This is a genomic window from Cupriavidus sp. SK-3 (genome assembly GCF_000611145.1).
Lineage (GTDB): Bacteria > Pseudomonadota > Gammaproteobacteria > Burkholderiales > Burkholderiaceae > Cupriavidus.
This window is the reverse complement of record NZ_JFJV02000174.1, coordinates 1-9,048: the sequence shown is the minus strand read 5'-3', so window position 1 is coordinate 9,048 and position 9,048 is coordinate 1. Positions and strand designations below refer to the sequence as shown.

Annotated in this window: 7 protein-coding genes; 6 read left to right on the top strand and 1 reads right to left on the bottom strand. The window is 62.6% G+C overall.

The annotated features are described in order from the left end of the window. Window positions 1-131: 131 nt before the first annotated feature. From CF70_RS17230 to CF70_RS17220, 3 genes are all read left to right on the top strand, one after another. On the top strand, window positions 132-818 hold the full coding sequence (locus CF70_RS17230) for a ubiquinone biosynthesis accessory factor UbiJ (protein WP_035867107.1): 687 nt from the start codon (window positions 132-134) through the stop codon (window positions 816-818). Between the two features lie 73 nt (window positions 819-891). Beyond that, entirely contained in the window at window positions 892-2,469 is a 1,578-nt protein-coding gene (gene ubiB, locus CF70_RS17225) for a ubiquinone biosynthesis regulatory protein kinase UbiB (RefSeq protein ID WP_035867105.1), read from the top strand. A gap of 63 nt (window positions 2,470-2,532) precedes the next feature. Then, the gene (locus CF70_RS17220; RefSeq protein ID WP_035867102.1) at window positions 2,533-3,168 is read left to right on the top strand and encodes a methyltransferase domain-containing protein; all 636 of its coding nucleotides are present in this window, start codon (window positions 2,533-2,535) and stop codon (window positions 3,166-3,168) included. 16 nt (window positions 3,169-3,184) lie between these two features. Here CF70_RS17220 and CF70_RS17215 read toward each other — a convergent pair whose 3' ends face one another. Further along, the gene (locus CF70_RS17215) at window positions 3,185-3,793 is read right to left on the bottom strand and encodes a hypothetical protein (RefSeq protein ID WP_035867101.1); all 609 of its coding nucleotides are present in this window, start codon (window positions 3,791-3,793) and stop codon (window positions 3,185-3,187) included. A gap of 1,475 nt (window positions 3,794-5,268) precedes the next feature. Between CF70_RS17215 and ltrA the strand changes: the two genes are divergently transcribed. From ltrA to CF70_RS17200, 3 genes are all read left to right on the top strand, one after another. Then, on the top strand, window positions 5,269-6,978 hold the full coding sequence (gene ltrA / locus CF70_RS17210; RefSeq protein WP_035867110.1) for a group II intron reverse transcriptase/maturase: 1,710 nt from the start codon (window positions 5,269-5,271) through the stop codon (window positions 6,976-6,978). A gap of 225 nt (window positions 6,979-7,203) precedes the next feature. Further along, window positions 7,204-8,640, top strand: coding sequence for a sodium:solute symporter family protein (locus tag CF70_RS17205; RefSeq protein ID WP_035867099.1), 1,437 nt, complete (start codon window positions 7,204-7,206; stop codon window positions 8,638-8,640). A 197-nt stretch (window positions 8,641-8,837) separates the two neighbouring features. Beyond that, a partial coding sequence (locus tag CF70_RS17200) for an FmdB family zinc ribbon protein (protein ID WP_035867096.1) occupies window positions 8,838-9,048 on the top strand: 211 nt, incomplete at its 3' end.

Here is a 9,048-nt window from a genome sequence, read left to right as displayed (position 1 = left end):
GAACCCGCCTTTGACTTTGCAGTTAAGCAGTTAAGCAGTTAAGCAGTTAAGCAGTTGACTTTGACTTTGACACTAGAACCGATCAACCACCAACACCACCTGAAAGGCCCGCCCCCAACCCCCACCCAACCATGACCACCCTCCCAACCCCTCTGGCCACGCCGCCCATCACCGCCCTGAACCACCTCCTGGAACAGGAACCCTGGGCCACCTCCATGCTCCAGCCCTTCGCGGGCCGCGTCATCCGCTTCGACGCCGCCGCGTTCACGCTCGCATTGAAGGTGACGGCGCAGGGCCTGACGGAACTGGCGCAAGCCGATGAGATCCCGGCCGTCACGCTGACCGTGCCCTTGCAGCAATGGCCGCTGGTGGCGTCGGACGTGGCGGGCGGCGGCCAGGCAGCCGCGATGAAGCACGTGCGCATCGAGGGCGACGCCGAGTTGGCCAACACGGTATCCACGCTGGCGCGCAACCTGCGCTGGGATGCGGCCGAGGACCTGTCGCGCGCGTTGCGCGGCCTGTTGGGCGGCCCGGTCAGCGACAGCGTCGCGCAACGGGTGGTGGACGGCGCGCAGCAAGTCCATGCGCAAGTCACGCGGCTGGGCCGCACGCTGGTGGACAATGTGACCGAATACCTGCTCGACGAGCAGCCAACCCTGGTGCGGCACGTCGCGCTGGACGAGTTCAGCGCCGGCGTGAACGCGCTGCGCGACGATCTGGCCCGGCTGGAAAAGCGGCTGGAGAAGCTCGAGCAGCGCAGCCGGTCCGGGCGGGGCGCGGCAGGCGGTTCCGGCACGCTGCCTTCCGCCCACCGCTGATCGCCGATTGCAACTGATCATCCGCCAGCCGGCACTGGCCAATCCGCACCGCCCCCAATACTGAAGAACCTGCATGACCCGCTTCCTGCGCCTTTGCAAGATCGTTTTCGTCATCCTCTACTACGGCCTCGACGAGCTCGTACTGTCGGGTTTCAAGAGCCGCCGCATCCGCTTCCTGGTGCGCGTCATCACCATAGGCCGCAAGCTCGACATGCCGCGCGGCGAGCGGCTGCGGCTGGCGCTCACCCGCCTTGGCCCGATCTTCGTCAAGTTCGGCCAGGTGCTTTCCACCCGGCGCGACCTGATGCCGGCGGACATTGCCGACGAGCTTGCCAAGCTGCAGGACCAGGTGCCGCCGTTCGATTCGGTGGTGGCGGTCAAGATCATCGAGCGCTCGCTGGGCCGGCCGCTGTCCACGCTGTTCGAGAGTTTCGACCACAAGCCGGTGGCCAGCGCCTCGATCGCCCAGGTGCATTTCGCCACCTTGAAGGGCGGCCCCAGCGAAGGGCGCGAAGTGGCGGTGAAAGTCCTGCGCCCCGGCATGCTTCCGGTCATCGACAGCGACCTGGCGCTGATGCGCGACCTCGCGGCCTGGCTGGAGCGTTTCTGGGCCGACGGCAAGCGCCTCAAGCCGCGCGAGGTGGTTGCCGAGTTCGACAAATACCTGCACGACGAACTCGACCTGATGATCGAGGCGGCCAATGCCAGCCAGCTGCGCCGCAATTTCGCCGATACCAAGCTGCTGCTCGTGCCCGAGGTGTTCTGGGACTTCTGCAGCAGCGAGGTGTTCGTGATGGAGCGCATGCACGGCATCCCCATCTCGCGCACCGAATCGCTCAAGGCGGCCGGCGTTGACATGCACCTGCTGGCCGAGGAGGGGGTGGAGATCTTCTTCACCCAGGTGTTCCGCGACGGCTTCTTCCATGCCGACATGCACCCTGGCAACATCCTGGTGTCGGTGGCGCCGCAGAGTTTCGGCCGCTATATCGCGCTGGACTTCGGTATCGTCGGCGCGCTTTCCGAGTTCGACAAGAATTACCTGGCGCAGAATTTCATCGCCTTCTTCCGGCGCGACTACCATCGCGTGGCCCTGCTGCACGTGGAATCGGGCTGGGTGCCGCCGAACACGCGGGTGGAGGAGCTGGAAAGCGCCGTGCGCGCCTGCTGCGAGCCTTATTTCGACAAGCCGCTCAAGGAGATCTCGCTGGGCATGGTGCTGATGCGCCTGTTCCAGACCTCGCGCCGCTTCAATGTCGAGATCCAGCCGCAGCTGGTGCTGTTGCAGAAGACCTTGCTGAACATCGAAGGGCTGGGCCGCCAGCTCGATCCCGACCTGGACCTGTGGAAGACCGCCAAGCCCTTCCTCGAGAAGTGGATGCACGAGCAGGTGGGCTGGAAGGGCGCCTGGGAGCGGATCCAGGTGGAGGCGCCGCAATGGGCCAAGATGCTGCCCGACTTCCCGCGCCTGGCGCATCAGTTCCTGGAGCGCCGCGCGCTGGTCGACAACAGCCAGCAAGAGCGGCTGCTGACCGCCCTGATCACAGAGCAGCGCCGCACCAACCGCCTGGTCGGCACGGCGTTGCTGTTGGTGGGAGGCTTTGTCGCCGGCGTGGTGCTGACCGAATTGCTGGGCTGGGTTGGCTATTGGTAGCGCCTGCAGCGGCACAGCCAGCATGAACAAAGACAATTGAATATAGAGACAGTTGAGGCGCGCTTGACCAAATCCGACAACACCGCCGGCAAGCCCGGCGCTACGCCAGCCTTCGCCACTCGCAACGCGGCTGATCCGGCCTTCTGGGACGAGCGCTTCGAGAAAGGATTCATGCCGTGGGACCTGGGCGGCGTGCCTGCTGATTTCGAGGCCTTCGCCAGCGCGATGGCGCCGTGCCCGACGCTGGTCCCTGGCTGTGGCAATGGCTGGGAAGCCGGCTGGCTCCATGCCCGTGGCTGGCCGGTGGTCGCCATCGATTTCTCGCCGGAGGCGGTGGCGAGCGCGCGGCGTGCGCTGGGGCCTGCCGGGGCTATCGTGCACGAGGCGGATTTTTTTGCGTTCACGCCCGAGCCGGCCTGCCAGCTCATCTACGAACGTGCCTTCCTGTGCGCCTTGCCGCCAGCCATGCGGGCTGCCTATGGCCGGCGCGTGGCGGAGTTGCTGCCGCCGGGCGGCCTGCTGGCCGGCTACTTCTTCCTGGATGAAACGCGCGGCGGGCCGCCCTTCGCGATGCCCGAGGCGGAACTGCGCGCGCTGCTTGCGCCGGCATTCGAACTGGTGGAGGCGCGTGCCGCCACCGGCTCGCTGCCGGTGTTCGCCGGCCGCGAGCATTGGCAGGTCTGGCGCCGCCGGGCCTAGGCGCCGGTTTTTCCCCTTAGCCGCGCACGCGGCCGTTGTGCTTGTCGTGGTAGATCGCCCGGCTGTCGCGGTTTTCGGCGCGCTGGATGCCGCGTTGTTCGGCCGCGCCCACGTGGCCATTGGCGCCGGCACGCGCTTCGCGCCGGTCGACGTGGGCCTGGCCGCGTTCGAGCTTGCCGGCTTCGCGGTTGGTCAGCGAGCCGTTGGCCACGCCGTTCTGGATGCGTTGCTCCTGATTGATATTGCGTTGCACATCGGCCTGCATGCGCTGCGAAGACAGGCTGGCGGGGTTGCCGCTGATGCCGTTATGCGTGTCGCGCGAGATATCGCGGCTCACATTGTTCTCGGCACGCTGGATCGACGCCTGCTCGCGCGGCGAGACAGAGCCGTTGGCAAGGGCATGCGATTCCATGCGATCGACCCGCGCGGTCTGCTTTTGCAGGCTGGCCGCCTCGCGCGTGCTCAGGCTGCCGGATTGCAGGCCGTTCTCGATACGCTGCTCCTGGTTGACGTTGCGCTGCACATCCTGCGCGACCGCCGCGGTCTGGGCGCTGGCCAGACCAGCGCCGAGCAGGCTGGCGGCAATCATCAGTGTCTTGAGCATCAGGGTTTGGCGGTTCGGCATGGTGTTCTCCTTTTCCTTTCGGGGACATGGGCGGCAGCGCGGCTCGTGGGCTGGTTGCCCGATTTCTGCTGCCGTTCCGCTCTAATGCGCGGCGGGCGGGACGCGCTGACGCAAGCTTTGTAATCCGTGTAACCGCCCGTTATCCGGCCCCTTCCGCACCATGGAGGGGCGCCGCGGCCGATGGTCCCTACCGGAGGCAGGAGGCGGTCTTGTCACCTGTGGCGCGTGCGCTGCATTGATGCCGGCAATTTCCGCATGGCGGGGACTTTTTTTCGCCCGGCACGGTCTGCATCGCTATAATCCGCGTTTTGGTGCGACACGCACTCTCGTGTCCGGGAAAAGAAGTAGCGCCCTAACGTAAGGGGCATCGACCTTGTTGGGACAGGGTAAGGGCTTGGGCCTGAGCCTTGAAACCCAACCTATCTCTTGCTTTGACGAACCTGGCCGGTAAAGCCAGGGGAGTCCAATGTGTTGAACGCTTGGCTCGCTAACGCCTGTCGAGTGTGTAGTACTTGCTATTGCTGGATAGCCTCCAGCCATATCGCCCAAAGGCGGGGACGCTCGCCTTTGGGCGAGTTCTCTGTAAACAGCCACTCGAAAGAGGGGCTGGGTGTTCCATCGACTCATGTCGGGGAGCGCCACATAGCTCTTGTACCGGTCAGATTGACCGGCGCTACGTTCTTTGGGACGGATGGGAACGCCTTTGGGAGTTCACGTCGGTCAAGTATGCCCCTACGGGGGTCATATTGAGTTGAGAGGTCCCGGATGTAGAGCGAAAGCTCTGCACGTTATGGTTCGGTCGGACTCATCCGCAAGGGTGTTCCGATATAGAACCTGCTATGCGACTAGCAGTAGCCTAGGGAGACATGCGTCACTGGTAACGGTGGGGTGTGAAGCTCTCCTGACAATGTAGCCCCCGCAAGGGTGCCAGTTCGCCGTGAGGCGGACCGGTAGAGATTCCGAGTAGCAACGGGTCGAGGAGCTAGGCTGGCTGGTATGGGTAATGTAAGTGAACTGCTGATAAACGTCGTAAGGATTGCGGTGCCAAAGCTGCTGATAGGCACTAACCAAAATGGTATGTGGTCGGTTGTCCCGCTCAAAACTCGGGACACGTCGCTTCTGGACCACCGGCGAATAGGCAGACCCTAACCCGGTCTTGTAACGTGCAGGGAACGTGGTAAGCCCGTATGGCTGCCCGAGCGCAGTAAGGCTCAGGCAGGCGAACCGCAAGGAACGCTGTCGGCTGTGCGGGTATCGGAGGTTGGAAAAAGCGAATGCCGGGCTGTAATGGCTCGGATAGGGGTTGAAATATCATCCCACGCGAAAGCGGGCAGACTTCCAACTGGTCAATCGTCGCAGGACGGCTGACAGATCTCGCTTGATGTTCAATTTTCTTCCCTTGAGGGGCAATATGTCCCTCAAGGGGCATGTTGTCGCTCGATTTTGGGGAAGAGTCTCAAGATTCGGAGGACAGCATGGAAGCATTGATCCGTGAGGATGAATCTGCGCCCTCCGGCGTGCCGCAAAGCTGGGGTGCCATCGATTGGCGCCGGGTGGAACGGAACGTCCGGGAAATGCAGATTCGAATTGCGAAGGCAACGCAGGAAGGGGACTGGCGCCGGGTGAAAGCCCTGCAACGATCCCTGACCCGCTCGTGGTCCGCCAAAGCATCGGCGGTAAAACGAGTGACGGAAAACCGTGGCAGGAAAACGGCAGGCGTGGATCGCGTGCTGTGGGACAAGCCTGAGACCCGGTGGGCAGCCATCGGGCAGTTGAAGCGTCGGGGGTATCGACCGCTGCCGTTAAGGCGGGTCTTTATTCCAAAGGCCAACGGGAAGGAACGCCCTCTGGGCATACCGACCATGTTGGACAGAGCCATGCAGGCCTTATACCTGCTGGCGCTGGAACCGGTGTCCGAAGGAATGAGCGATCCGAACTCTTACGGGTTCCGGATCAATCGTTCTACCGCGGATGCCATGTCTCAGTTATTCGTCTCACTATCCCAGAGAGCCTCGGCTCCATGGGTGCTGGAAGCGGATATCAAGGGCTGCTTTGACCATATCAGCCATGACTGGTTGGTGCGCCATGTCCCTATGGACAAGGCAATCCTGCGGAAGTGGTTGAAGGCTGGCGTGGTATTTCAAGGCCAGTTTCAGGCGACCGAAGCTGGAACGCCACAGGGAGGCATCATTTCCCCCACGTTGGCAAACGTGGCGCTGAACGGATTGGAACGACAACTAACTCAGCATCTCACCGCAAAGTTGGGGGTTACCCGATTCAAGAAGCTGAAGGTCAATGTAGTGCGGTATGCGGACGACTTCGTGATCACCGGCAGCACGCCGGAGATGCTAGAGAGCGAGGTGAAGCCGTGGGTCGAACAGTTCCTAGCAGTACGGGGGCTTGCACTGTCCATGGAGAAAACGCGGATCAGCAACATAGCCGAAGGCTTCGACTTTCTAGGGTGGAATTTCCGGAAGTATTCGGGAAAGCTGCTTATCAAGCCAAGCAAGAAGAATGTGCAAACGTTCTACCGCGCGGTGAAGGAGGTCATCGGCCGTCACAAGGGCGTTAAGCAGGAGGTGTTGATCCGAATGCTGAACCCCATGCTACGGGGCTGGGCGCAGTATCACAGCCCGGTGGTGGCAAAGGCGACGTTCACCAGATTGGAGCACGATTTATTTCGGGCTATATGGCGGTGGGCAAAACGGCGACATCCGAAGAAGAACACTGACTGGGTGCGGAAGAAGTATTTCGCGACGGTCGGCGGTCGAAATTGGGTGTTCGGAACCACGGTAACAAACGCGGAGGGTGAAACGGACTGGATGGCGCTTTATTCGCTTGAAGGTACGCCCATCCGACGCCACAAGAAAGTTCGAGGGGACTACCATCCTTTCGATCCGGCGCAGGAGAGGTACGGCGAGAGCTTGCGGCAGGTACGCATGTTGCATAACATGTCGCACCGAAAGCAGTGGGTCAAGTTGTACATGTCCCAGCGGGGCTTGTGTGCGGTGTGTCAGTGCAAGATTACCAAGGAGACCGGGTGGGAAGACCATCACATCGAGTACCGTGTACACGGAGGCTCTGATGCTCTAGGGAATCGAGTGCTGCTGCACCCAAACTGTCATATTCAAGTTCATCATCACGGTCGGCCCGTTGCGAAACCGGTACAAATTAACGTACTTTGAGCGGCTTGAGCCGTATGCGGGGAAACTCGCACGTACGGTTCTTAGGGGGGGACGGGGTCAGTAATGACCTTGTCCCTACCCTACATTCGGCTACGACCGCAGGCTAGATCAGCCACCCATGCGGCCCCGACCGATGAATTGGACTCCGGGCAGGGCAGGGGAACGCGTCCCGCTCACCGGCAACCGGTTTTTCGCCGCAAGGGCATTTTTGGGATAGGCAGCAGCATGCTGATCTGGTTCGTCATCATCTACTGGGTAATCTCTGTCGGCATCGGCCTGTGGGCCGCGCTGCGCGTACGCAACGCCACAGACTTCGCAGTGGCCGGCCGCAGCCTGCCGTTCTACATCGTCACCGCCACCGTGTTCGCCACGTGGTTCGGCTCGGAGACGGTGCTGGGCATCCCCGCGGTCTTCCTCAAGGAAGGCCTGTCCGGGGTGGTGTCCGATCCCTTCGGTTCCTCGCTCTGCCTGATCCTGGTCGGCTTGTTCTTCGCGCGTCCGCTATACCGGATGAACCTGCTCACCATTGGCGATTACTACCACAACCGCTACGGGCGGCTGGCCGAGGTGCTGACCACGCTGTGCATCGTGATGTCCTACCTGGGCTGGGTCGCCGCGCAGATCAAGGCGCTTGGCCTGGTGTTCTTCACCGTCTCGGACGGCACCCTGTCGCAGGAAACCGGCATGATGATCGGCGCCGCCAGCGTGCTGGTCTACACGCTGTTTGGCGGCATGTGGGCGGTGGCGGTGACCGACTTCCTCCAGATGATCATCATCGTGATCGGCATGTTGTATATCGGCTACGAGGTCAGCGGCCAGGCCGGCGGCGTGGCGGCGGTGGTGTCGCACGCGGCGGCGGCCGGCAAGTTCGAGTTCCTGCCCTCGCTGGACCTGATACAGATCATCGGTTTCGCGGCGGCGCTGTTCACCATGATGCTGGGGTCGATCCCGCAGCAGGACGTGTTCCAGCGCGTGACCTCGTCGCGCACCGAGAAGATTGCCGGACGCGCCTCGGTGCTGGGCGGCGTGCTGTATTTCTGCTTTGCCTTTATCCCGATGTTCCTGGCCTATTCGGCCACCATGATCGATCCGGAGATGGTGCAGAAGTACATCAACACCGATTCGCAGCTGATCCTGCCCAAGCTGATCCTGACGCACGCCCCCATGTTCGCCCAGGTGATGTTCTTCGGCGCGCTGCTGTCCGCCATCAAGAGCTGCGCTTCGGCGACGCTGCTGGCGCCGTCCGTTACCTTCGCCGAGAACATCCTGCGGCCGTATTTCCGCCATCTCGATGACCGCCGTTTCCTGCGCGTGATGCAGGCGGTGGTGCTGGTGTTCGCGGTGCTGGTGACGCTGTTCGCGCTGAACTCGCATCTTTCCATCTTCCATATGGTGGAAAATGCCTATAAAGTCACATTGGTTTCGTCGTTCGTGCCACTGGCCTTCGGCATGTTCTGGAAACCGGCCACCCGCCAGGGCGGCCTGGCCGCCATCCTCCTGGGCCTGACTTCCTGGCTGTGCTGCGAGATCGCCTTCGCCGACTCGGCGGTGCCGCCGCAGATGGTCGGTTTGCTGTTCTCCATCGGCGGCATGGTCTTCGGTTCGCTGCTGCCGCAGTGGATCGGCGACCATCCGCGCGTCGAGGAAGTCCATCTGGCCTGACCGATGCGGCGCCGCGCGTGGTGCGCGTGCCTCTGGCGGCATTTCTGGCCCTTTTTCAGCCGGCCCGCTGTTCTCAGAACGGTTTATAATTCAAGGCTTTGCACCGCAAGGTGGCGCACGGGAGCGGCAACTTCCCCGTCGGCGCGACTGCGCGGTCCCCCCATTTTCCGTTCCAGAATCCTCGCGGAGAGCCACTTATGCCGATCTATGCCTATCGTTGCGACGCCTGCGGCCACGGGCGCGATGTGCTGCAGAAAATGAGCGATGCGCCGCTCACTGACTGCACATCCTGCGGCGCAACGGGCACGTTCAAGAAACAACTGACCGCCGCGGGCTTCCAGCTCAAGGGCTCGGGCTGGTACGTCACCGACTTCCGTGGCGGCAGCGGCGGCACCGCCGCGGCTCCCG